General features: G+C 63.3%; 17 protein-coding genes. 7 read left to right on the top strand and 10 right to left on the bottom strand.

The annotated features are described in order from the left end of the window. Positions 1–34: 34 nt before the first annotated feature. The 4 genes from aroG to RC54_RS06725 form a co-directional block, all read right to left on the bottom strand. Positions 35–1,108, bottom strand: coding sequence for a 3-deoxy-7-phosphoheptulonate synthase AroG (gene aroG / locus RC54_RS06740; RefSeq protein WP_017453674.1), 1,074 nt, complete (start codon positions 1,106–1,108; stop codon positions 35–37). A 564-nt stretch (positions 1,109–1,672) separates the two neighbouring features. Continuing rightward, on the bottom strand, positions 1,673–3,133 hold the full coding sequence (gene tldD, locus RC54_RS06735) for a metalloprotease TldD (protein WP_058894702.1): 1,461 nt from the start codon (positions 3,131–3,133) through the stop codon (positions 1,673–1,675). 25 nt (positions 3,134–3,158) lie between these two features. Further along, entirely contained in the window at positions 3,159–3,965 is an 807-nt protein-coding gene (locus RC54_RS06730; RefSeq protein ID WP_058894701.1) for a carbon-nitrogen hydrolase family protein, read from the bottom strand. Positions 3,966–4,044: 79 nt separating this feature from the next. Next, a complete protein-coding gene (locus RC54_RS06725) occupies positions 4,045–8,352 on the bottom strand; it encodes a YhdP family protein (RefSeq protein ID WP_061790253.1) in 4,308 nt (1,435 codons plus the stop codon). A 291-nt stretch (positions 8,353–8,643) separates the two neighbouring features. Here RC54_RS06725 and glnE point away from each other — a divergent pair, with 291 nt between their 5' ends. Then, positions 8,644–11,358, top strand: coding sequence for a bifunctional [glutamate--ammonia ligase]-adenylyl-L-tyrosine phosphorylase/[glutamate--ammonia-ligase] adenylyltransferase (gene glnE / locus RC54_RS06720; RefSeq protein WP_174526137.1), 2,715 nt, complete (start codon positions 8,644–8,646; stop codon positions 11,356–11,358). 92 nt (positions 11,359–11,450) lie between these two features. Here glnE and RC54_RS06715 read toward each other — a convergent pair whose 3' ends face one another. The 6 genes from RC54_RS06715 to tkt all read right to left on the bottom strand — a co-directional run bounded on the left by RC54_RS06715 (position 11,451) and on the right by tkt (position 16,856). Next, positions 11,451–12,179, bottom strand: coding sequence for a class I SAM-dependent methyltransferase (locus RC54_RS06715; RefSeq protein WP_058894698.1), 729 nt, complete (start codon positions 12,177–12,179; stop codon positions 11,451–11,453). A gap of 179 nt (positions 12,180–12,358) precedes the next feature. Beyond that, a complete protein-coding gene (locus RC54_RS06710; protein WP_061790251.1) occupies positions 12,359–12,868 on the bottom strand; it encodes a hypothetical protein in 510 nt (169 codons plus the stop codon). Between the two features lie 8 nt (positions 12,869–12,876). After that, positions 12,877–13,110 (bottom strand): hypothetical protein, encoded by a 234-nt coding sequence (locus RC54_RS25040; protein WP_146744557.1) that lies wholly within the window; start codon positions 13,108–13,110, stop codon positions 12,877–12,879. 5 nt (positions 13,111–13,115) lie between these two features. Further along, a complete protein-coding gene (gene gap, locus RC54_RS06705; RefSeq protein ID WP_017453667.1) occupies positions 13,116–14,129 on the bottom strand; it encodes a type I glyceraldehyde-3-phosphate dehydrogenase in 1,014 nt (337 codons plus the stop codon). Between the two features lie 190 nt (positions 14,130–14,319). Beyond that, positions 14,320–14,847, bottom strand: a complete 528-nt coding sequence (locus RC54_RS06700) for a GNAT family N-acetyltransferase (RefSeq protein ID WP_174526136.1) — start codon at positions 14,845–14,847, stop codon at positions 14,320–14,322. 14 nt (positions 14,848–14,861) lie between these two features. Continuing rightward, positions 14,862–16,856, bottom strand: a complete 1,995-nt coding sequence (gene tkt, locus RC54_RS06695) for a transketolase (protein WP_058894695.1) — start codon at positions 16,854–16,856, stop codon at positions 14,862–14,864. A 202-nt stretch (positions 16,857–17,058) separates the two neighbouring features. On the opposite strand from tkt, the gene RC54_RS06690 reads away from it, so the two are divergent. From RC54_RS06690 to RC54_RS06665, 6 genes are all read left to right on the top strand, one after another. After that, positions 17,059–17,784: a 16S rRNA (uracil(1498)-N(3))-methyltransferase gene (locus RC54_RS06690; RefSeq protein ID WP_061790250.1), complete on the top strand. Its 726-nt coding sequence runs from the start codon at positions 17,059–17,061 to the stop codon at positions 17,782–17,784. Between the two features lie 266 nt (positions 17,785–18,050). Further along, the gene (atzF, locus tag RC54_RS06685; protein WP_082803175.1) at positions 18,051–19,871 is read left to right on the top strand and encodes an allophanate hydrolase; all 1,821 of its coding nucleotides are present in this window, start codon (positions 18,051–18,053) and stop codon (positions 19,869–19,871) included. A 22-nt stretch (positions 19,872–19,893) separates the two neighbouring features. Beyond that, the gene (locus RC54_RS06680; RefSeq protein ID WP_017453661.1) at positions 19,894–20,913 is read left to right on the top strand and encodes an ABC transporter substrate-binding protein; all 1,020 of its coding nucleotides are present in this window, start codon (positions 19,894–19,896) and stop codon (positions 20,911–20,913) included. 7 nt (positions 20,914–20,920) lie between these two features. Next, complete coding sequence (locus tag RC54_RS06675; RefSeq protein ID WP_061790249.1) at positions 20,921–21,757, top strand: ABC transporter permease; 837 nt, start codon at positions 20,921–20,923, stop codon at positions 21,755–21,757. After that, positions 21,754–22,611, top strand: a complete 858-nt coding sequence (locus RC54_RS06670) for an ABC transporter ATP-binding protein (protein ID WP_061790248.1) — start codon at positions 21,754–21,756, stop codon at positions 22,609–22,611. Before RC54_RS06675 ends, RC54_RS06670 begins: the two co-directional genes overlap by 4 nt. Before the next feature lie 58 nt (positions 22,612–22,669). Next, on the top strand, positions 22,670–23,767 hold the full coding sequence (locus tag RC54_RS06665; RefSeq protein WP_058894690.1) for a BMP family ABC transporter substrate-binding protein: 1,098 nt from the start codon (positions 22,670–22,672) through the stop codon (positions 23,765–23,767). The last annotated feature ends 20 nt before the right edge of the window (positions 23,768–23,787 follow it).

The following is a 23,787-nucleotide window of genomic DNA, read 5'->3' as shown; positions in this document are numbered from 1 at the left end:
GCGTTTTTCATGGTCATACACTTCCTATTAGCCATCAGGCGGCATCCCGTTCATCCCCCACCAGACGACGCTGCTTGACCGAATCCGCCAGGCCCTGCAGCACCTGCAGGCTTTCTTCCCAGTTGATGCAGCCATCGGTGATGGACTGGCCATAGGTCAATTCCTTGCCCGGCACCAGATCTTGGCGGCCGGCGACCAGATGCGATTCCACCATCACGCCGACGATACGGGTATCACCACCGGCAATCTGGCGGCCGATGTCGGCGCAGACCGGGATCTGGTTTTCCGGCTTCTTGGAGCTGTTGGCGTGCGAAGCATCGATCATCAGACGCGCTGCCAGCCCGCTCTTGGCGATATCCTGGCAGGCTGCGTCCACGCTGGGGGCATCATAGTTGGGCTGCTTGCCGCCGCGCAGGATGATGTGGCAATCCTCGTTGCCGGCCGTGGAGACGATGGCCGAATGGCCGCCCTTGGTCACCGACAGGAAATGGTGCGGCTGCGAAGCGGCCTTGATGGCGTCCACGGCGATCTTGACGTTGCCATCGGTACCGTTCTTGAAGCCCACCGGGCAGGACAGGCCAGAGGCCAGTTCGCGATGCACCTGCGATTCGGTGGTGCGGGCACCGATGGCGCCCCAGCTGATCAGGTCGGCAATGTATTGCGGGCTAATCACGTCCAGGAATTCGGTACCGGCCGGCAGGCCCAGCTCGTTGATGTTCAACAGCAGTTCGCGGGCCGCGCGCAGCCCATCATTGATGCGGAAGCTGTTGTCCATGTAGGGGTCGTTGATCAAGCCCTTCCAGCCGACCGTGGTGCGCGGCTTTTCGAAGTAGACGCGCATGACGATTTCCAGCTCGTTCTTGTGGCGTTCACGCTCCACCACCAGGCGGCGCGCATATTCCATGGCGGCCTTGGTGTCGTGGATGGAGCAGGGGCCGATGACGACCATCAGGCGGTCGTCCTGGCCGTGCAGGATGCGATGCAGCGCAGTGCGGGCTTCCGCGGTGGTGCGTTCGACCTTTTCGGTGCAGGCGAATTCGCGGATGAGATGCGAGGGGGGGACCAGTTCTTTCATTTCTCGGATGCGAAGATCGTCAGTGCGCGGCATTTTTTTCTCCTGGAGTGCTGCAATGTTTCAGCTGGGAACTTGACCAAAAAAAAACCGCCATCACTGGCGGTTTTTTAGGAAATTCGGTTTTGTCTTTTTACGAACGCTTACCGCTTTTCACCGCCGTGGGGCTGGAATAGCTAAAGTAAAAATAAAAATAAGCGCGGACGAAAGACATGTCTGGGGTCATCGATTAAGTGAAGCAGGCATTCATAGTGCTACAAATCAGGGGCTTTGGCAAGCTTCAACAGGGAAATCGGATGTTGCACTGCAAATGCACATATCTTCCTTTTAAATGACATTTAATGATAATTTAATGCGCCAACAATGTCTCAAAACCACATTGACGCAATAAAAAATCAGAGGCCATGCAAGCCTTGTTCAGCCCCGGCCCCCTCTTCCCCTGTGGCTTTCCTGCAAAAAAGTGAATATTTGATCTGAGCACGTGCCTCTCAAGGGCTTTTTGCGGGTGTCTGCAGCGTCCTGAAATGAAAAAAACGCCGGCGTGTTGACACCGGCGTTTTTCCTGCAAGCTGCTGCACGCAACAGCCAACCGAGCATCCATCAAGCAGTGCCACCCACGGTTACACCATCCAGACGCAAGGTCGGCTGGCCTACGCCCACCGGCACACTCTGCCCTTCCTTGCCGCACACGCCCACCCCCGGATCCAGGCGCATGTCGTTGCCGATCATGGAGACACGGTTGAGCACGTCAGGACCATTGCCGATCAAGGTGGCGCCCTTGACCGGGTAGGTAATCTTGCCATCCTCGATCATGTAGGCTTCGCTGGCCGAGAAGACGAACTTGCCGTTGGTGATATCGACCTGACCGCCACCGAAATTGACCGCATACAGACCATTCTTGACCGACGCCAGGATCTCGCCCGGATCCTTGTCACCGCCCAGCATGTAGGTATTGGTCATGCGCGGCATGGGTAGGTGGGCGAAAGATTCACGGCGGGCGTTGCCGGTGACGTCCATCTTCATCAGGCGGGCGTTCATGGTGTCCTGGATGTAGCCCTTGAGGATGCCGTCTTCGATGAGCGTGGTGCACTGGGTCGGATTGCCTTCATCGTCGATGTTGAGCGAGCCACGACGATCGGCGATGGTGCCATCATCGACCACGGTCACGCCCTTGGCAGCCACGCGCTCGCCGATGCGGCCGGAGAAGGTGGAGGAACCCTTGCGGTTGAAGTCGCCTTCCAGGCCATGGCCGATGGCTTCGTGCAACAGGATGCCGGGCCAGCCGGGGCCTAGCACCACGGTCATCGGGCCGGCCGGGGCCGGACGCGCGTCCAGGTTGACCAGGGCGGTCGCCACCGCTTCGGAGGCATACTTTTCCAGCAGGGTGTCGGAGAAATACGCGTAGTCGTAACGACCGCCGCCACCACTGCTGCCCATCTCGCGACGGCCGTTCTGCTCGGCGATCACGGTCACCGAGACCCGCACCAGCGGACGGATGTCCGCCGCCAGTACGCCATCGGCACGCGCCACCAGCACCACGTCGTACTCACCGGAGAGGCTGGCCATGACCTGCTTGACGCGCGGATCCTTGGCGCGGGCGATGCGCTCGACGCGCTCCAGCAACTGCACCTTGGCCGTGGCGTCCAGCGAGGTCAGCGGATCGTGCGGCAGGTACAGCGCACGGCCACCGGCCAGGGTCATGGCACCGGCCACCTTGATCTTGCCGCTGCCCTGACGGGCGATGGTGCGGGTTGCGGCAGCGGCGTCCATCAGGGCCGATTCGGAGATTTCGTCGGAATAAGAGAACGCGGTCTTGTCGCCCGACACGGCGCGCACGCCCACCCCCTGGTCGATGGAAAAGCTACCGGTCTTGACGATGCCCTCTTCCAAGCTCCAGCCTTCGCTCTTGGTGAACTGGAAATAGAGGTCGGCGTAATCCACCTTGTGCGTGAACATGCTGCCCAGTGCCTTGAGCAGCTTGGATTCGTCCAGGCCAAAGGGAGTCAGCAGCACGTCGCGCGCCACTTGCAGGGCGCCCATGTTGGGTTCAAATAATTTCATAGCGTCTTGTCGGAAGGCAAAAAGGTCAAAGCTTGCGGTGGCGTAGCGCCGGCAAACTTTCTCGAACGTATTGTAGACGATGGGGATCAATGTCGCCGATCACAAGCCCCTCCCCCTCCGGCAGCACCGAAACAATCTCGCCCCAGGGATCGACCAACATGCTATGCCCCCAGGTGCGGCGGCCATTGACATGCTGGCCGCCCTGGGCCGAGGCCAGCACATAGCACTGGTTCTCGATGGCGCGGGCGCGCAGCAGCAGCTCCCAGTGGGCGCGGCCGGTGGTATAGGTGAAGGCGGCCGGCATGACGATCAGGGCGCACTCGCCCATGGCACGGTAGAGCTCCGGGAAGCGTAGGTCATAGCACACCGACAGCCCGACCCGCCCGAACGGCGCCTCAAAGCTGCGCACTTCGCTGCCGTATTCGATGGTGCGGGCTTCATCGTAGTTTTCTTCACCTCGCACGAAATTGAATAAATGGATCTTGTCGTAACGCGCCACCCGCTGGCCATCCGGTCCATAGACCAGTGAAGTATTGAGCACCTTGTCGGAAACCGCCGACTGTAGCGGCAGTGTGCCGCCCACCAGCCACAGGCGGTGCTGGCGCGCCAGTGCGCTCATGTGTTGCTGGATAGGACCGCTGCCATCGGCTTCGGCATGGGCCAGCTTGTCGCGTTCATGGCGGCCCATGATGGGCCAGTACTCGGGCAGCAACACCAGTTGCGCGCCCTGCTGTGCGGCCTGCGCCACCAGGCGCGCGGCAGCATCGAAGTTCTGCTCTACCTCGGGCGTGGAGACCATCTGGAGCGCCGCCACCTTGAATGACTGGGTCATGTCTGCCTCTCGCAAGACTGCGGAAAATGAAGAAAACGAAGGGCCAGTATCGCCCATCCTGGCCGCACGCGCAGCGCCTTCAGGCACCGGAATTGATGACCGGGCCAGGCTGGGGCGAGCGGCGTGATGGCACAGGGACAGCCGGCGCGGCCGGCAGTGCAGGCGCACTGTCATTGCCCGGCGTACCCGGTTTGCCCTCCTGGCCCTTCTGCAGCACTTCCTTGGCGCGTTCGGCATCCACCGGCGAGACCTGGCCCTGCTTGACCACGATGGGATCGCTCCAGGGGCCGGTCACCTTGTATTCGAAACTGAGCGACTTCATCACCGGATTGCGCAGGAACAGTTGCGCCAGCAAGGTACTCACGCCCACCACCGGATTGACCGCCATGGCCACCACCGAGGCCGTGCCGAGGTTGATCTCGGGGATCACCACCACGTGCAGGTCCTGGGTTTCGCGGGCGATGTCGGCCGAGCCGCTCATGAGCACAGAGGCCGTCACACCGGTCATCTTGAGGTTGTCGGTACTGGCGATGCCCTTGGCGATGCTGGCCGTGCCGGCCACGGTATCGAAGGCGAAGCCTTGCGAGAACACGTCGCGGAAGTCCAGCGTCAGCCGGCGCGGCAGCGCCTGCAGGTTCAACACGCCCAACAGCTTGGCCGCACCCGGATCGACCTTCAGGAACTGGCCGGAATGCACGTCCATGTGCACCTGGCCGGCCAGGCTGGCCATGTCCATGGCATAGGGTGGCGCCTTCCAGCTGAGGTCGCCATCGAGCTTGCCGTGTCCACCGCGGATGGTGCCGGGATAACCGAAACGCTCCAGCAGCTTGCCGGCATCCTCGATGTCCAGCGCATAGGTAAAGTTGGAGGTGTGGTTACTGCCGAAGCTGAGCCAGTTGCCGGCAGCGCGGAACTGGGCATCGGGATTGGCCAGCAGCAAACGGCTGATGCGCCACTCGCGGCCCACCGAGGTGACGATATTGCTGGCATCCAGTTCCAACCGGCCCAGCTTCTTGCCGCCCAGCTCGAACTGCTCGGCGCGGATGTCCAGGGCGGGCATCTGCACGTTGTCATCGGCCTTGACGGCCGAGGCCGGGGTCGGTTGGGTAGCGTCGGTGGCCGGATTGGATTTGGGGATGATCAGCGTAGAGAGGCGCGCCGTCACCTTGCCGGGGCCACGGCCACTGCCCGAGTCTTCCCAGGTCACGCTGCCAGAGGCCTGTTGTGACTCCAGGTTGATCTGCCAGGCATTGCGACGATGGGCCGCTTCCAGGACCAGCTTGTTGAGCTGCTTGCCCATCAGGGTCAACTCGCCCACGCGGGCCGAGATGCTGTCCGGCTCCAGGTATTGCGTGACGTCGCTGCTGCCCAGACGGCTGGGAGAGGTGCCGCCAGCCCCGGCTTCCTTGCCGGTCAGGGCCGTCTTCAGCGCCAGCCAGGCATCCACGTCCAGGCTGTCGCTGGCCAGCGCCAGTTTCAGGCCGGAAGCCGGCGTCGGTGCCGGCTGGTTCCAGCCAATGCCGCCGCTGGCCACACGCCAGTCGTTGCCCTTGCCCGCCACGCGCTCGCGCACGTAGCGTGCAGCGATGTTCGCCCCCAGCGCCAGACGCATCTCCTCGCGCTCGATCAAGGGATCGGCCGAGGCCAGGGGCAGCAGATCGAAACGCATCGGCAGGCTATCTTGCATCCCCTTGCGCAAGGGCAGCGGCAGGTCCACGCCCAGGCCGACCAGGTTGGAGTCGATGCTGACCTCCGGCTGGTGCTGGCGCACCTGCACCGTAGCGGTGTAACGGGTGCCGCCCGAGAAGCGCGCCAGCAGGCGCTGCAGCGAGGGCTCGGGGTATTGCTTGCGCAGGTTGTCGATATTGATGGCGCCCTCCAGGCGCACCTGGCTGCTGCCATCCTTTTGCGTGCCGCCACTGATGGCCAGGGTGTCGCCCAGAAACTGGCCGCGTACACCGTTGAGGGTAAAGCCATGCTCATTGAACTCGACCTTGCCGCTGGTGCGATAGAGCGGCGGCAACTCCGGCAGCAGATCGACATCATTGTTGGCGAACTGGAAGGTGCCCTGGGCACGGGTCTCGATGGCGTGGTGCAGCGGCATCTGGAACTTCAGGTCCAACCGCGCTTCGCCACTGGCCGTGGTGTGCTCCATGACGTTGCCGGTCCAGCGCGCCACCGGGCTCTGGTTCACGTATTGCAGGAAGGCCGGCATGGGTCCGGTGGCCTGGCCATCGATTTCCAGCACGGCGTCATGCGAATCGACATCGGCCACGCGCGCCGTCACCGGCCCCAGCCGGGCACCCAGAGTGCGGGCACTGTCGGCCTTGATCTCCAGGCGCGTACGGTCCATGCTCAGGCGCCCCCGACCCTCTTCCAGCAAGGGCCATTCGGGGTCCCGGCCATCGCGCCCGAGGTGCCCGGGGGTGTAGTTCAGCTTGAGGCCCTCGAACTCGCCCGTCAGCTGGAACTGGCCGCGCGGCTTGTCGCCGGGCTTGGCAGTGTGGAAGGGGAAATCGGCCAGCGCGCCCTTGAGCTTGAATTGCACGTCCTTCAGGGTGCCGGCCATGAGGCCTTCGGTGAGCCAGTGGCGCAAGGGTTCGCTCAGGTGCGGCGGCAGGTAGCGGCGCACGGCCTTGACGTCGAAGCTGCTCAACTCGCCGCTCACGTCCACGCTGCCCATGGAACGGCCCTCCAGCGGCACCAGGTGCTGACCGTGCAGGCTGCCGGCCACGCCGGGTTGGGTGAACTGCATCTGGTCCAGGTCGACCTGCAGCATCTGGTCCTTCAGGAATTGCCAGCGCGCCTGCAATTTCAGGGTATCAAACGGCATGGTCGGCTCGCTGAAGAGCTCGGCGGGCAGTTGCACCGCCAATTGCCGCGCATCCACCTTGACCGAACCACCCTTTTCGGTGGCATCGACTTCCCCGGAGAGATTGCTGAAACCGGGGAAGGCCGCCCACTGCGCCCGTGCCGGCCGGACTCCATTCCTGTGGGGCTCGACATGGGCCGGCAAGCCTTTCAGACCGAGGTTCTGGAAGCGGCCATTGACGCGGTAGGAACTCAGTTCCGGGTAACTACCCTGCCATTGCACCGTGAAATCATGCAATTCCCCGCGCGGTGCCAGGTCATCCAGCAGTTTGCGGTGCGAGGGCGCCAACGGCAGGCGCGTGGCCAGTTGGGACAAGGTCAGCAGGTTCAGGTAGGTGGCCTTGACGCTGGTACGCTCGGCCTTGAGCGGCGTGGCCGGCTCGTAACTCTCGGCAATCGAGGTCGGCGGCAGCACGAAGCCATCCGGGGTTTCGATGGAAAAATCGGTCAGCGTGACCTGGTGACCATTGGTGCCGAAGGTAGGAATGCCATCCTCCAGGTTGGCCCCCAGAGTTTCGCTGGCGGAAATGCGGCCGTTGACGCGCTTGAGCGAGAGCGGGTCCAACTGGCGCGACAGGCGGGCATTGAAATCGGTCAGGCGCAGGTCGGCGGTGAAGTTGGCGACCTTGGCATGGTCCAGCGTCAGCCAGGCGCGCACCGAACCACGGCCGCTGCGGATATCGATGGGGTAATCGATCCAGGCGCGCCAGACCGCCAGCTCGGTATTGCGCAGGTCGGCATACAGCAGCCCCTTCCAGCGCGAGATATCGGAACTACGCGCGAAGGCCGGATGGCTGAAATCGGCCCGCACATCCAGGGGTGCGGCCATGTCCTGCGGCGGGATGGCGCGCAGGGACAGGCGATGGCGCAGCCAGCGGTTGTGCAGCACCAGGTTGACATCCTGCAGCACCAGTTCCGGGGCGGCGCGCAATTCATCGTCCCAACGCAGCTTGCTGTGGCGAATCACGATTTCGCGCTGCGACAGGAGCCAGTCCAGGCTGCTGCCATCGCCGCCGGCCGGCACCGGGATACCCGCCACGTAAAGCTTGCCTGCAGCATCGCGGCGTATGGCCAGGTCGGCGCCCTCAATACTGAGGTTTTCCACCCGGAGCCCCGCCACCAGCAAGCTGCTCCAGGATAGCGTGGTGGAGATGCGCGGCAGTCTTAAGGCTGGCTCGCCCTGCTGGTCATGCACGGTAAGGTTGGTCAGCGAGAGTTGCGGACGCAGCCCGCGCCAGGAGGCGGCGATGTCGTCGATGCTCACGGCGCGACCGATCTGGCGCGATACCAGGCGTTCGATCTGGGGCTTGTAGTGGCCGATCTCGGGCAAGACCGCATAGCGCAGCACCAGGAACAGCGCGCAAAAGACAAAATAGGCCACCAGCAGCAGCTTCAGGGTGAAGCCCAGCACATGATGGCTGGCCCGGTTCAGACGCCGATAGCTGCCCCGCGCAAATCGCCAGCACAGCGCCCAACGACCGGGCTGGGGTGTGGCGTTATGGTGTTCTTGGGACATCAGGATGCAAGGCGGCTCGGCAAAAAAAGAAATCAGAGAGACAACATGATCGCATGGAAAACCGGCCCATGCCATCGGTGCAAAGGGGCTATGAGGGGCAAAATCGGCGATAAGTTTAAAAAGGGAAGCTAGAATCCCCCTTTTGATGCAGATCGCGTGAAAACGTCAGCCCACTGTCAGCGCCTGGGCGCCTGCTGCCTGCGCCGTTCAGCCAGGCCAGGGCCAGCATGAAGCGTAATGACAGGCGGTTTTCCTACTTTTACACCTTGTCCTGGAGCTTTGCGGTTGCCTATGCCTGTTCATCAAGTTTCCCTGGTCGATGCCAGCACCTCGCGCTACTACACCCGCTGGACCCAGGCCGACCCGGCCCGCAGCGCCCTGATAGCCAGCACCGCCGCGCAAGCCATCGACCGCACCATCATGCAGCAGCGCCTGGAGCAGGACCTGGCCGCCGGCCTGTCGCTGCCAGGCGCCATGCGCCGCCTGCGCAACCTCATCGTCTGCACCCTCATCACGCGCGATCTCGACGGCCGTGCCGACCTGGCCGAAGTGGTGGCCACCATGACCGACTTTGCCGACTTCGCCGTGCAGACCCACCTGGCGGCGCTGATGCAGGAACAGGTGGCGCTGTACGGCACGCCCATTGGTGAAGAATCGGGCCGACCACAGGAGATGATCGTGCTGGGCATGGGCAAGCTGGGGGGCGGAGAACTGAACGTTTCTTCCGACATCGACCTCATCTTCGTCTACCCCGAAGATGGCGACACCCAGGCCGAGGCCGGTCAGAAGTCGCTATCCAACCATGAATTCTTCGTGCGCCTGGGCAAGAAGCTCATCGGCGCCCTGGCCGAGATCACCGAAGATGGCTTCACCTTCCGCGTCGACATGGCGCTGCGCCCCAATGGCAACTCCGGCCCGCTGGTGGCCAGCTTCAACATGGTCGAGGAATACCTGGTGCGCCAAGGCCGTGAATGGGAGCGCTATGCCTGGACCAAGGCGCGCGCGCTGACCGGCACAGCCGAAGACATCGCCACCCTGGAAGCCATCAGCCGGCCCTTCATCTTCCGCCGCTACCTGGACTTCGGCTCCATCGATGCGCTGCGCTCCATGCACGGCCAGATCCGCGCCGAGGTCAAGCGCCAGGAAGCGCTGCATCCCGACCGCAGCAACAACGTCAAGCTGGGCCGCGGCGGTATTCGCGAAATCGAATTCACCAGCCAGGTGTTCCAGTTGATCCGCGGCGGCCGCGACCCTGATCTGCGCGATCGATCCACCCGCACCACCCTGCGTACCCTGGCCGCCAAGGACTTGCTGGCACCCGAGGTGGTGGCGCAATTGCTGGAGGCCTACACCTTCCTGCGCGACCTGGAACACCGCCTGCAATACCTCGAGGATGCCCAGACCCACACCCTGCCGGTCAATCCCGAGGATCTGCTGCTGGTGGCCAACATGATGGGCTATGCCGATAGCCCCGCCCTGCTGCGCGAACTGGAGCGCCAGCGCGCCATCGTGGCTACGCAGTTCGACGCCATCTTTGCCGACAAGCAATCCGAGGCCGACAGCGACGGCCCCACCGTGGCCGTCAGCGAAAACGACAACCTGGAAGGGCTCACCGATGCCCTGCGCCTGGTCGGCTTCCCGCAAGAAGACATCGAGGACGGCGCGCGCCGCCTGCACCTGACCTGGCAATCGCCACGGATGCAAAGCCTGCCCGAAGCCAGCCGCAACCGCCTCAACACCGTCATCAACAAGTGCCTGCCGCTGCTGGCGGCACTGCACTACGATCAGTTGCCAGCGCTGGGCCGCTTGCTCGACTTCCTCGAAGCGATTGCCCGCCGCGCAGCCTACCTGGCCCTGCTCACCGAATATCCCTACGCCCTGCAGCGCCTGGTGCGCATGATCGGCGCCAGCGGCTGGGCGGCCACCTACCTCACGCGCCACCCGCTGCTGCTGGATGAATTGCTGGATGATCGCAACCTCAAGGCCGGCTCCGACTGGGTCGCCTTCGCCGACACCTGCCGCCGCCAGTTGAGCGCCGCCGAGGGCGACACCGAACGCCAACTCGACATCCTGCGCGAGCTGCACCACGCCGAACTGTTCCGCCTGCTGGCGCAAGACCTGGAGGGCGAGCTGTCGGTCGAAAAGCTGGCCGACGAACTCTCGGCCCTGGCCGACGTGCTGGTACAGGTGACCATCGAGGCAGTCTGGCAAACCATCGCCCAGCGCCATCGTGAGGTGCCGCGCTTTGCCGTGATCGCCTACGGCAAGCTGGGGGGCAAGGAACTGGGCTATGCCTCGGACCTGGACGTGGTGTTCCTCTACGATGACGATGACCAGGAGGCACCGGGCCTGTATGCCAAGCTGGCGCAGCGCTTCATCACCTGGATGACCAGCCACACCCCGGCCGGCACCCTGTTCGATATCGACATCGCCCTGCGCCCGGATGGCGCCAGCGGCTTGCTGGTGTCACCGGTCTCCTCCTTCGAGAAATACCAGTTGAACGCTGCCTGGATCTGGGAACATCAGGCCCTCACGCGCGCCCGCTTCTGTGCCGGCGACACCGCCATCGGCGAACGTTTCGAAGCGCTGCGCGAGCGAGTACTGCGCCAGCCGCGCGATGTCCAGAAGCTGGAAGAAGAAGTGCTGTCCATGCGAGGCCGGATGCGCGAAGCCCATCCCAACCGCAGCAAGATGTTCGACCTCAAGCACGATGAAGGCGGCATGATCGACATCGAATTCATGGTGCAATACCTGGTGCTGCGCCATGCCTGCGACCATCCGCAACTGACCGGCGACATCGGCAACATCGCACTCTTGAAACTGGCCGCGCAACTGGGCTTGATCGATGACCTGCTGGCCGCCGAAGCGGCCAATGCCTATCGTCTCTTCCGCAAGCTGCAACACCAGATCCGCCTGCAAGGCTCGGAACGCGCTCACATCGATGCGATCCGGGTGGAACATGAACGGGCTTGCGTGATCCGCCTGTGGCAGCAGGTGTTCGGCTGACATGCTGTTGCCGGTATAGGAATGAAAAAACGGGATGCGCCTGAGGGTGCATCCCGTTTCTTCATGCAGATCATCTTTCGGGTGAAGCCCTGTTATTTCAGCGGCTTGACCGCCACCAGGTTGATCAGTGTTTCTTCACGCTCGGCCCTGGGCTTGATGCCGAAGACGCGCTCCAGAATGCCGAGGTCTTCGCGACTCCACCACAGGTAGGGATAGGAAATCGACTGCGGCGCCACCTGGAAGCCGGCACTGCGTACCAGGGCCAGGTATTGTTCCGCAGTCTTCTGCACTTCCATCGGATGGCGGAACAGCAAGCGGATGATCCACGAGTGGATATAGCGCTTGGTCGACTCGGCAAAGAGCAGGATGCCACCCGGTTTGAGCACGCGGTAGAACTCGCGGATCGCCTCTTCCTGGTCCACCAGGTGATGAAAGGTCTGGTGGCAGAACAGCAGGTCCACGCTACTGTCTTCCAGCCGCATCTGCGCGCTGGAGCACTGGATGAATTCGGCGTGCAGGCCCTCGGCGTCGGCCTCAGCGCGAGCGGCCTCGATCATGGCCGGGTCGATGTCCATGCCGATCAGACGCTGCGGGGTGAAACGGGTCTGCAGTTTCTTCAGCGACCGGCCCCAGCCGCAGCCCACGTCAGCCACCACCGGATAGCTGCTGCGACGCTGGGGAATCAAACGTTCCAGATCCAGCATGGCACGTTCCAGCACGTGCAGGGTCCAGGTTGGTGTGCGCAGGAACCAGAGCCCGAAGGCGGTCTCGGGAACGTGCTCCGGCAGTGCGGCAGGCATGGGCGTCGAATGTGATTTCATGTCGTTATGCTTGTTTTGTCCTGGCCGGATGGCGCGACAAGCGACCACCGGCTTCCTGAGAGCCGGCGCTTCCCCCTGCCGGCTGATGAAAAATGCCCCGCAAGCGGGGCATCAGGATGTTACCGGGCGGCAAACGGGACTGCAACTGTCTCGCGTTTGCTCCCTGAACTCAATCAATCTCAATATTTGGGCGGCGTCTTCTCATCGCGGCTGGCGCGGCGGTCGCTGCTGGCCTCGCGCGAGGAGGAGGAACTTTCGCGGTCACGCGAGCGGGCATTGTCGCGGCTGGAATCGCGATCGCGGGAACGGCTGCTGCGGTCGCTGTCCTTGGCGTCCTTGTCCTTGCCATCCTTGCCCTTGGCATCATCCTTGGTCGCATCGGCCGCCGGGGCCGGCGGGGTCACGGTCTGGATGCCCTTGGCCGCCATGTATTCGTGCATGTCCTTCCAGCCGGCGAAGATACCGGCCTTCAAGGCATCGGGATTGCGCTGGTAGCAGTCTTCCAGGCTCTGACCGGCCTGGCGGCAGCCGGCGCCCAGCGCAATGCCTTCTGCCTTGGCCTCTTCCGGGGTCTGCTTGGGCTTGGAAAAGCTGCTGATGTAGTCACACGCGGACAGCGACAAGCTGACGGCGCAAATCAGGGCCAGGTTGGCCCACAGGCGAGGGGCCTGGGATGAGCTTGCGGACATGCGTTCCCTCATTGGGTCGGTTGCTCTTGTTGTTCAGGCAAAGCGCAAACGGAGAAATAAATGAACAAATAAACAAAAGGCCATTGCCAGCGCCACGCCAGCAACAGCCTTTGTACTCCTTTTGCAGGCTGATTCCCCATTTTCACCTCGGCAAAGCGACTTGCATACGAGGAAAAGAAACGGAAACAGCCCTGAAATTGACGCTCCCGGCCAGGAACTTCCCGACCGGAAGGCCAATCCACGCGTCTTACTTGGCCGTTGCCAGAGCCACGGTGGTGTCGAGCATACGGTTGGAGAAGCCCCACTCGTTGTCGTACCAGGACGAAACCTTCACCAGACGGCCGGAGACCTTGGTCAGGGTAGCGTCGAAGTTGGACGATGCCGGATTGTGGTTGAAGTCCACCGAGACCAGCGGGTCGGTGTTGTAGGTCAGGATGCCCTTCAACGGACCGGATTCGGAAGCGGCCTTCAGGATGGAATTGACTTCATCCACGGTGGTGTCGCGCGAAGCCACGAAGGACAGGTCAACGATGGACACGTTGATCGTCGGCACGCGGATGGCGTAGCCGTCCAGCTTGCCGTTCAGTTGCGGCAGCACCAGGCCGACCGCGGCAGCAGCACCGGTCTTGGTCGGAATCATGGACTGGGTGGCCGAACGGGCGCGGCGCAGGTCTTCGTGGTACACGTCGGTCAGCACCTGGTCATTGGTGTAGGCGTGGACGGTGGTCATCAGGCCGTTTTCCAGCCCGATCTTGTCGTTCAGCGGCTGCACCAGCGGGGCCAGGCAGTTGGTGGTGCAAGATGCGTTGGAGATGACGGTGTCGGAGGCCTTCAACACGCCGTGGTTGACGCCGAACACGACGGTGGCGTCCACGTCCTTACCGCCGGGAGCGGAGATGATCACCTTCTTGGCACCACCCTTGATGTGGGCGCTGGCTTTTTCCTTGGTGGTGAAGAAGCCGGTGCATTCCAGCACCACGTCCACACCCAGCTCGCCCCAGGGCAGCTCGGCGGGGTTGCGCTGTGCCAGCACCTTGATGCGGTCGCCGTTGACGACGATGGAATCGCCATCCACGGTCACGGTGCCGGGGAACTTGCCATGGGCGGTGTCGTACTGGGTCAGGTGGGCATTGGTCTTGGGATCGCCCAGGTCGTTGATGGCGACAATCTCGATGTCGTGCTTCTTGCCGCCTTCGTAGTGAGCGCGCAGGATATTGCGGCCGATGCGGCCATAACCGTTGATTGCTACGCGAATTGCCATGCTCTTCTCCTCAAGTAGTAAAAATCGATGCAAACCGGTAGTCGGGAAAGCGACCTGTCCGCAGCTTGCACCCTTGCGGCGCTGCCAGTCGGACATGAATCCTTCTTTTCCGGCCTTTTGTTCAGTTGTTCTTGCCGTCCCTGCCTGCCCTGCTGATCCTGCCTATCCGTGGCTTACCGCTCTCACCCGCTCAGGAGTGGAGCTTGCGCCAGACGAAACCGATCTCGTCGAGTTCGCTGCCATCATCCCAGGTGAACGTTTGTTCATAAAGCCTTTCGGCCCCGAGTGACTCGAAAAATTCCCCGGCGCCTTCGTTCCTGCTCAATACCCACGCCATCAGGCCAGTGGCGCCGGCACTGATGAGGGTGGCGGCAACGTTGGCCAGCAGGCGCTTGCCCAATCCCTTGCGCTGCTCATCGGGCAGCACGCAGATGGCGGTCAGCTCGGCGTCGCAGCCGAAACGCGACTCCGCCAGGGTCATGCCGGAAGCGAAGCCGATGATCTCGCCACCACTTTCGGCCACGAAGGTGCAGGCGGCGTCAGACGACGCTTCCAGCACCTGCTCCCACAGCTTGACGCTTTCCTCGGGCTTCAAGTGATCCAGATAGCTGTCGGGCACCAGGCCACGATAGGCGGCACGCCAGGCGTCGATACGCACACCGGCAATCGACGCCGCGTCGCCCTTGCGGGCGCGACGGAACAGGACTTCTTCAGTCATGGACACCAGACTGCTCAAGCCAGTACTGCCTTGGCCTTGGCCACCACGTTCTCGACAGTGAAACCGAAGTGCTTGAACAGCACGCCAGCCGGGGCCGATTCGCCGAAGGTATCGATCCCGACCACGGCGCCTTCCAGGCCCACGTACTTGTGCCAGAAGGCGGTCACGCCGGCTTCGATGGCCACGCGCGGGACGCCGCGCGGCAGCACCGTGGCCTTGTAGGCCGAATCCTGGCGGTCGAACACGTCAGTCGAGGGCATCGACACCACACGCACGGCGATGCCTTCGGCGGTCAGGGCGTCGGCAGCTTTGGTGGCCAGTTCGATTTCGGAGCCGGTCGCCATCAGCACCACCTTGGCATTGGGCGCATCGCGCAGCACGTAGCCACCGCGGGCGATGTCCTTGACCTGGGCGTCGGTACGCTCCTGGAACGGCAGGTTCTGGCGCGAGAAGATCAGGGTGCTCGGGCCATCGTGACGCTTGATCGATTCGGCCCAGGCCACGGCGGTTTCGGTGGTGTCGCACGGACGCCAGTTGTCCAGGTTGGGGATCAGGCGCAGGCTGGAGACGTGTTCCACCGACTGGTGGGTGGGGCCGTCTTCGCCCAGGCCGATGGAGTCGTGGGTGAACACGAACAGCGAACGGATCTTCATCAGCGCAGCCATGCGCAGGGCATTGCGGCTGTAGTCGGAGAAGGTCAGGAAGGTCGCGCCAAAGGGCAGATAGCCGCCATGCAGGGCGATACCGTTCATGATGGCGCTCATGCCGAATTCACGCACACCGTAGTTGATGTGGTTGCCGCGCTGGTCGGCGCGCACGGCCACCGATTCCTTCCAGTTGGTCAGGTTCGAGCCGGTCAGGTCGGCCGAGCCGCCCAGGAATTCCGGCAGCGCCTGCGCATAGGCCTGGATGGCGTTCTGGCTGGCCTTGCGGGTGGCGATGGTTTCCTTCTTTTCCAGCGTGGAATTGATATAGGCGGTCACGGTGGACTCAAAAGCGACCGGCAGTTCGCCCTTGAGGCGACGCAGCAGTTCGGCGGCTTCGGCCGGGTATTGGGCGGCGTAGGTGTCGAAGGTCTGCTTCCAGCTAGCTTCGAAGTCGGCGCCAGTGGCCTTGGCATCCCAGGCGGCGTAGACGTCAGCGGGAATCTCGAAGGGCGCGGCAGTCCAGCCCAGCGCTTCGCGCACGGCGGCGATTTCCTTGTCGCCCAGGGCGGCGCCGTGCACCTTGTCGGTGCCGGCCAGGTTGGGCGAACCCTTGCCGATGACGGTGCGGCAGCAGATCAGGGTCGGTTTGTCGGCCAACTTGGCCTGGTGGATCGCGGCGCTCACGGCCTCGACGTTGTGGCCGTCGACGGCCGGGATGACGTTCCAGCCGTAGGCTTCGAAACGCTTCGGGGTGTCGTCCTTGAACCAGCCTTCGACGTGGCCGTCAATCGAGATGCCGTTGTCGTCATACAGCACGATCAGCTTGGACAGGTTCAGCACGCCCGCCAGCGAGCAGGCTTCATGCGAGATACCTTCCATCAGGCAACCGTCGCCGACGAAGGCGTAGGTGTAGTGATCGACCACGGCCAGGCCGGGCTTGTTGAATTCGGCAGCCAGCAGCTTTTCAGCCAGCGCCATGCCCACTGCATTGGTGATGCCCTGACCCAGCGGGCCGGTGGTGGTTTCCACGCCCGGGGTGATGTGGACTTCCGGGTGGCCGGCGGTCTTGGAATGCAGCTGGCGGAAGGACTTGATGTCTTCCATCGACAGGTCGTAACCGGTCAGGTGCAGCAGCGCATATTGCAGCATGGAGCCGTGGCCGTTGGAGAGCACGAAGCGGTCGCGGTTGGCCCAGTGCGGGTTGGACGGGTTGTGACGATAGTGCTTGGCCCACAGGGCCACTGCGATTTCGGCCATCCCCATCGGCATACCCGGGTGCCCGGAATTGGCTTTTTGAACTGCGTCCATCGCCAGCGCGCGGATCGCGTTGGCCATCTTGTCGGTGGGGAGTGTGGAAATCATGTCGAGGTATGAGTTTGCTGTGCAAGAGGCGCTGTGAGGCGCACCAATCGGGTTTTCAAGCCAAAGCGCCGCCCCGGAAGGCCAAGTGCAGCGCGGGGCCGTATTTTACCAGAGTGCGCCGGGGGGATTAAAATTCAGGACCAGTCGCATGACTGTCCTGACAACATTTTTGCATCTTCACTGCCTCCTGGCCCCCCTCCCCATGCCCCGTTTCTTCCTTCCGCAAACCCTCGCCATCGGTACCGCGCTGGTCCTGCCTGAGCAGATTGCCCACCATATCCAGGTGCTGCGCCTGCAAGCGGGCGATACGCTCACCCTGTTCAATGGCGAAGGCGGCGAGTACACCGCCAGCCTGACGGCTATTGAAAAGAAGCGGGCCCACGCCGAAGTGAAGACATTTTCACCTCGCGAGGCCGAACTGCCCTATGCGCTGACCCTGGCCCAGGCCCTGCCTGAAGGATCGAAGATGGATTGGATCGTCGAGAAAGCCGTGGAACTGGGCGCCACCGCCCTGCAGCCGCTGGCCGCACAGCGCTGCGTGGTGCGCCTGGCGGGCGAACGGGCCGAGAAGAAACAGGCGCACTGGCAAGGCATTATCCATGCTGCCGCCGAGCAATGCGGCCGCAACCGCCTGCCACATCTGGGCGAGGTGACCGACTTCAAGCGCTGGATCGCCCAGAGCGACCTGCACCGCCGCATCCTGCTCTCCCCGCGCGGCAGCGAGCCGCTGTCGGGCTGGGCGCGCCATCATCCGCCGCAGGCCGTGACCGTCATCGTCGGCCCCGAAGGCGGCTTCAGCGAGGAAGAAGAAGACCTGGCCTGCGCCCAGGGCGCGCTGATGCTGTCCATGGGCAGCCGGGTGCTGCGTACCGAGACTGCGGGGCTGGCGGCACTGGCTGCCTTGAATGCGGTGTGGGGGGAGCTTTGAAGAAATCTTCATACAGGTAATTTCCAGCCGGCCTGCCTGATTCCCGTGCAGGCCGCCCCAGCGGATGTCCAAGTTCGGCGCACGGCTCACCATTTTGTCTCGCTGACAAAATTCTTCATTTCCCCTCGGACAGCTTGCCTTTCGGCACTTCACCTCGCAAACTCGCGTGGTGAAGCCTTTTCCCATTTTTCAGCCGCGTGACGGACGCGCTGGCACGCCTCCTGCTTAAAGATATTCAATCTTGTATTCAAGTTTGAATATCCAAAATGACTGCCATTTCCGCCCTGCAACAAGCCGCCACCCCGACCACCATCGCCGCCACCCTGGCCGCCTACCGCGAAGGCCGCAGCACGCCCGGCAAGGTGGTGGCCGAACTGCTGGCGCGCATCGACCGCGCCGGCCGCGATGAAGTCTGGATCAGCCGCGTGCCGCCCAAGCAACTGAAGCAACAAGCCGCCGCGCTGGACCTGATGTTGCAGATCAAGGGAGAAGCCGTGCTGGAGACCATGCCGCTGTTCGGCATTCCCTTCGCCGTGAAGGACAACATCGACGTGGCCGAGATGTCCACCACCGGGGCCTGTCCCGAATTCGGCCGGCTGGCCAGCGAGAGCGCCGCCGTGGTGCAGCGCCTGCAGGCTGCTGGCGCACTGCTGGTGGGCAAGACCAACCTGGACCAGTTCGCCACCGGCCTGGTCGGCGTGCGCTCCCCCTACGGTGCGGTTCGCAATGCCATCAAGCCGGACTATGTCTCGGGCGGTTCCAGTTCGGGCTCGGCGGTGGCGGTGGCACTGGGTCAAGTCCTGTTCTCACTGGGAACGGATACCGCCGGCTCGGGCCGTGTACCGGCTGCCTTCAATCACCTGGTCGGCCTCAAGCCCACCAAGGGCTTGATCAGCGCACGCGGCCTGGTCCCGGCCTGCCGCACCCTGGATTGCATCTCCATCTTCGCCCATGACGTGGCCGATGCCTGGCGCGTACTGCACAGCGCCGCCGGCTTCGATGCCGAGGATGGCTATTCGCGCCGTCCCACCATGCTGGGTGTGAAGCGCCGGGGCTATCGCATCGCCATTCCCGAGCACTGTGAATTCTTTGGCGACAGCGTCGCCCAGGAAGCCTGGGAACGCAGCCTGGCGCAGATCGCGGCCCTGCCCGGGGTGAGCCTGGCGAAGATTCCCTTCGCCCCCTTCAGCGCCGCCGCGCAACTGCTGTACCAGGGGCCGTGGGTGGCCGAACGCCGCGCCGCGCTGGGTGACTTCTTCCTGGAGAACCAGGAAGCCATCCATCCGGTGGTACGCCAGATCACCGCGCAAGCCGATGACTACGATGCGGTCGACAGCTTCAATGCCCAATACCACCTGGCCGACCTGCGCCGCCAGGCCGAGAACCTGCTGGCAGGCAGCGACCTGATGCTGGTGCCCACCACCACCACCTTCCCCACCATCGCCGAGGTCGAGGCCGATCCGGTGGTGCGCAATGCGCAACTGGGCCACTACACCAACTTCGTCAACCTGATGGATATGTCGGCCCTGGCCATCCCCGGCGTGTGGCGTCGCGACGGCTTGCCAGCCGGCGTGACCCTGATCGGCCAGGCCGGGGCCGACCACCTGCTGGCCGAAGCCGGCGCCCGCTTGCAGCAGCAGCTGGGCGGTGCCGCGCAAGCCGATGCGATTGCCGCCGCGCCGCTGCCCTTCAACGAAAGCACTATCAAGGTCTGCGTGGTCGGCGCCCACCTGGCCGGCCAACCGCTGAACTGGCAATTGCTGGAAGCCGGCGCGCGCCGCGTGGCCGTGACCTGCACTGCCGCCTGCTACCGGCTCTATGCCTTGGCCGGCACGACACCGCCCAAACCCGGCCTGGCCCGCACCGAAGGTGACGGCGCCGCCATCGCGGTGGAAGTCTGGGAGATGCCGTTGCGCCAGTTCGGTGGCTTCGTCGCGGCCATCCCGGCGCCGCTGGGCATCGGCACGGTGGAGCTGGCCGATGGCAGCAGCGTCAAGGGCTTCATCTGCGAGCCGGCCGGCATTGCCGGCGCCACCGACATCACCCACCACGGCGGCTGGGTCAATTATCTGAATTCGCTGAACTGACACCCTCACCACGGAGCTGCTCATGATGAAGAAGAAGACCACCTTATCCACCGCGCACGATGCCGCCCGCCGCCGCTTCATGGCCAAGGCCGGTGCGCTCACCGCTACCGCCGCCATCGCTGGCGCGCCTGCCATCCTGCGTGCGCAGAGCGTCCCCATCCGTATCGGCTACTGGCCGGTGGCAGCCGGCCTACCCTTCTATGCCGCTGTGGAAGCGGGCTATTTCAAGCAGGCCGGGCTGGAGGTACAAGCCATCAAGTTTGCCGGCGCCCAGCAAGTGATGGAAGCCATGCTTTCGGGCCGCGCCGATGGCTCGGCCAATGGCACGGGCGCCGGCAACCTGGCCATCGGCGAGATCGCGCAGCCGGGTCTGTTCAAGATCTTTGCCACCAATCCCAGCAATGCCAAGTACGTGCTCGATGAATTCCTGGTGCCCAAGGACAGCCCGGTCAAATCGATTGCCGATCTCAAGGGCAAGAAGGTCGCCTCCGGCCCCGGCATCCAGAACGTGACCCTGGCCAAGACGGTGCTGGAACGCGCCGGCGCTACCGGTGCCACGGTAGTGGAACTGCCCATCGGTCAGCACGTCGCTTCGCTGGCGGCCGGCCAGGTGGATGCGGCCTACACGCTGGAACCCACCGGCACCGTGGGCCGCATGAGCAACAGCACCCGCGTACTGGAAGCCGGCGTGATCGCCAAGTACATCCTGGGCGATCCGATGGCCCCCTGGCACGGCGGCGCCGCCGCGCTGACCACCGAATTCATCAAGAAGAACCCGGAGCTGGCGCGCAAGTACATCGCCGCCTATGCCCGCGGCATCGAACTGGTGCGCAGCAAGCCGGACCAGGCACGGACCTATCTCAAGGGCTACACCGCCATCGAAGGCTCGCTCACCAATGAAGTACCGCTGGCGGCCTACATGCTCTACAACGAATTCAAGCCCAGCGATCTGGCCTACTTCCAGAAGTTCTATGACCTGTTCGTCGAGAAGGGCGTGTTCTCGCAACGCATCGTGGTCGACAACCTGATCTACAAGGGCTGAGGCCATCATGAACGAGACCATTGCTCCTGCCGTGGCCGTGGCGCCCCAACCGGCGACGGCGGCACCGGCCAGTGCCGCGCCCCGCAAGCGCGCCGCGCTGGGCCGCCTGCTGCCTATCGTCGGCCCCATCGTATTGTTCGTGATCTGGGACCTGGTGGTGCGCGCCGGGTGGATCAAGGCAATCCTGCTGCCGCCGCCCGAAGCCACGCTCATGGCCATGTTCAAGGGATTGGCGGGCGGCCCGCTGCTGCTGGATTTCAGCGTGACCGTGGTGCGCACGCTGGAAGCCTTTGCCATTGCCGCCGTGCTGGGCCTGCCCATCGGCGTGCTCTTGGGCAGCAACGAACGCGCCTATCGCAGCGTGGAATTCCTGATCGATTTCTTCCGCTCGACACCTTCGTCGGCACTGATCCCGTTGTTCCTGCTGATCTTCGGCGTGTCCGACATCAACAAGGTCGCCATCGCTGCTTTCGGCGCCTTCCTGATCGTGCTCTTCAACAGCGCTTACGGCGTGCTCAATGCCCGCAAGCAGCGGGTGATGGCAGCCAAGGTGATGGGCGCGTCGCGCTGGCGCATCTTCTGCGACGTGCTGATCTGGGAAAGCCTGCAAGCCAGCTTCGTGGGCCTGCGCAGCGCGGTCTCGATGGCGCTGGTGATCGTGATCGTGGCGGAGATGTTCATCGGCTCCGAAAACGGCCTGGGCCACCGCATCATCGATACCCAGCAGGTATTGAACGTGCGCGAGATGTATGCGGCCATCCTGTCGGCGGGCGCACTCGGCTATGCCTTGAACGTGGTCTTCATCGTCATTGAAAAACGCATCGTACATTGGAGCGGAAGATGAGCGTCGTGATCAGCCCCAAGGTGGACCTGCCCCTGGAAACGCCCTTCGTTCCAGGCCCCCCAGGCACCCACATCACCATTCGCGGCCTGACCAAGTATTTCGCCGGCTGGCCGCTGTATGAAAACTTCGACCTGGACATCCCCAAGCAGCAGATCGTCTCGGTGTTCGGCCCCAATGGCTGCGGCAAGTCCACGCTGATCAACATGATCGCGGGCCTGATTCCGATTGACGCCGGACAGATTCTGTTCGACGGCAAATCGCTGGCCCAGACCAAGATCGGCTACGTGTTCCAGAACTACCGCGATGCCCTGTTCCCGTGGCTGCGCACCATCGACAACATCGCCTATCCGCTCAAGCTGGAAGGCAAGTCCAAGGCCGAGATCAAGCACCGGGTCGATGAACTGGTAGCGTCCTTCGACGTCAAGTTCGACCTGATGCGCTATCCGTATGAACTCTCGGGCGGCCAGCAGCAGACCGCCTCCATCATGCGCGCCCTGGCGCCGGGGCCGGAGGTGCTGTTCCTCGACGAACCCTTCTCGGCGCTGGACTTCGAGATGACGCTCTTCATCCGCGAAAAGCTGCAACAGGTCTTTTTGCAGACCGGCACCACCATGGTGCTGGTATCGCACGACCTGGAGGAAGCGGTCTACCTGGCGGACCAGATCCTGCTCTTGACCAAGCGCCCGACGGCGGTGGCAGACATCTTGCATTACCAGGATCCGCGACCGCGCACGGTGGAAACGCTGTCGCAGCCGGGCTTCATCGCGGCCAAGAAACTGTCCATGGAAATCTTCCAGCGCGAAGTGCGCAAGCCGGCCCGAATGCAGGCGCCGAGTTCGCTGACGCTGTCCTGAACCGTACCGCAGCAGTGATCTGATCAACCCGACCACGTTCTCATTGGAGCGCAACAACATGAAAAACCGCCGCGATTTTCTCAAACTGTCCGGGGCCGCTGCCCTGGGCGCCGCCTTCCCGCTGGAGTTGCTGGCTGCCGGCCCCTTGACCGTGGGCTTCATCTACGTGGGGGCCAGGGATGACTTCGGCTACAACCAGTCGCACGCGCAAGCTGCCGCCGTCATCAAGAAGCTGCCCGGCGTGAAGGTCATCGAGGAAGAAAAAGTACCCGAGACCGTAGCCGTGCAAAAGACCATGGAAGCCATGATCCAGCAGGATGGCGCCACCCTGCTCTTCCCCACCTCCTTCGGCTACTTCGATCCGCACGTGCTCAAGATCGCCGAGAAATATCCCAAGGTGCGCATCGCCCACTGTGGCGGCCTGTGGACGGCGGGCAAGCATCCCATGAACGTGGGCAGCTTCTTCGGCTACATCGAAGAGTGCGAATACCTCTCCGGCGTCGTCGCCGGCTATATGAGCAAGAGCAAGAAACTGGCCTTCATCGCCGCCAAGCCGATCCCGCAGGTGCTGCGCAACATCAACGCCTTCACCCTGGGCGCGCAATCGGTTGATCCGTCCATTACCTGTCATGTCATCTTCACCGGCGACTGGTCGCTGCCGGTGAAGGAAGCTGAAGCCGCCAACAGCCTGATCGACCAGGGTTGCGACGTCATCACCTGCCACGTCGATGGCCCCAAGGTGATCGTAGAGACCGCCGAGAAGCGCGGCATCATGACCACCGGCTACCATGCCAGCCAGGCTGCGCTGGCGCCCAAGGGCTATCTCACCGGCGCTGAATGGAACTGGGCCACGCCCTACACCGCGATCGTCAAGGCCACGCTGGAAGGCAAGCCGATGATCAACTTCCTGCGCGGTGGTCTGAAGGATGATTTCGTCAAGATGTCGCCCTATGGCGCAGCCGTCAGCGCACCGGCCAAGAAGAAGGCCGACGAAATCAAGGCGCAGATGCTGGCCGGCAAGTTCCAGATCTTCAAGGGCCCGATCAAGGACAACAAGGGCAATACCGTGATCCCGGCCGGCACCACCCAGGTCCAGACCGACGTCGTGCTGGAGAAGATGAATTACCTGGTGGCCGGCGTGGTCGGCCAGGTCTGATCCCCTCATGCAGGATGGTG

It is taken from the genome of Herbaspirillum rubrisubalbicans (genome assembly GCF_003719195.1).
GTDB classification, from domain to species: domain Bacteria; phylum Pseudomonadota; class Gammaproteobacteria; order Burkholderiales; family Burkholderiaceae_D; genus Herbaspirillum; species Herbaspirillum rubrisubalbicans.
Note: the sequence above shows the minus strand (reverse complement) of the source record. Positions and strands in the feature narration are given on the sequence as shown.

Coding starts and splice junctions, on each gene's coding strand:
- aroG (WP_017453674.1), bottom strand. CDS start 1,108: ATGCCGCGCACTGACGATCTTCGCATCCGAGAAATGAAAGAACTGGTC.
- tldD (WP_058894702.1), bottom strand. CDS start 3,133: ATGAAATTATTTGAACCCAACATGGGCGCCCTGCAAGTGGCGCGCGAC.
- RC54_RS06730 (WP_058894701.1), bottom strand. CDS start 3,965: ATGACCCAGTCATTCAAGGTGGCGGCGCTCCAGATGGTCTCCACGCCC.
- RC54_RS06725 (WP_061790253.1), bottom strand. CDS start 8,352: ATGTCCCAAGAACACCATAACGCCACACCCCAGCCCGGTCGTTGGGCG.
- glnE (WP_174526137.1), top strand. CDS start 8,644: ATGCCTGTTCATCAAGTTTCCCTGGTCGATGCCAGCACCTCGCGCTAC.
- RC54_RS06715 (WP_058894698.1), bottom strand. CDS start 12,179: ATGAAATCACATTCGACGCCCATGCCTGCCGCACTGCCGGAGCACGTT.
- RC54_RS06710 (WP_061790251.1), bottom strand. CDS start 12,868: ATGTCCGCAAGCTCATCCCAGGCCCCTCGCCTGTGGGCCAACCTGGCC.
- gap (WP_017453667.1), bottom strand. CDS start 14,129: ATGGCAATTCGCGTAGCAATCAACGGTTATGGCCGCATCGGCCGCAAT.
- RC54_RS06700 (WP_174526136.1), bottom strand. CDS start 14,847: ATGACTGAAGAAGTCCTGTTCCGTCGCGCCCGCAAGGGCGACGCGGCG.
- tkt (WP_058894695.1), bottom strand. CDS start 16,856: ATGATTTCCACACTCCCCACCGACAAGATGGCCAACGCGATCCGCGCG.
- RC54_RS06690 (WP_061790250.1), top strand. CDS start 17,059: ATGCCCCGTTTCTTCCTTCCGCAAACCCTCGCCATCGGTACCGCGCTG.
- atzF (WP_082803175.1), top strand. CDS start 18,051: ATGACTGCCATTTCCGCCCTGCAACAAGCCGCCACCCCGACCACCATC.
- RC54_RS06680 (WP_017453661.1), top strand. CDS start 19,894: ATGATGAAGAAGAAGACCACCTTATCCACCGCGCACGATGCCGCCCGC.
- RC54_RS06675 (WP_061790249.1), top strand. CDS start 20,921: ATGAACGAGACCATTGCTCCTGCCGTGGCCGTGGCGCCCCAACCGGCG.
- RC54_RS06670 (WP_061790248.1), top strand. CDS start 21,754: ATGAGCGTCGTGATCAGCCCCAAGGTGGACCTGCCCCTGGAAACGCCC.
- RC54_RS06665 (WP_058894690.1), top strand. CDS start 22,670: ATGAAAAACCGCCGCGATTTTCTCAAACTGTCCGGGGCCGCTGCCCTG.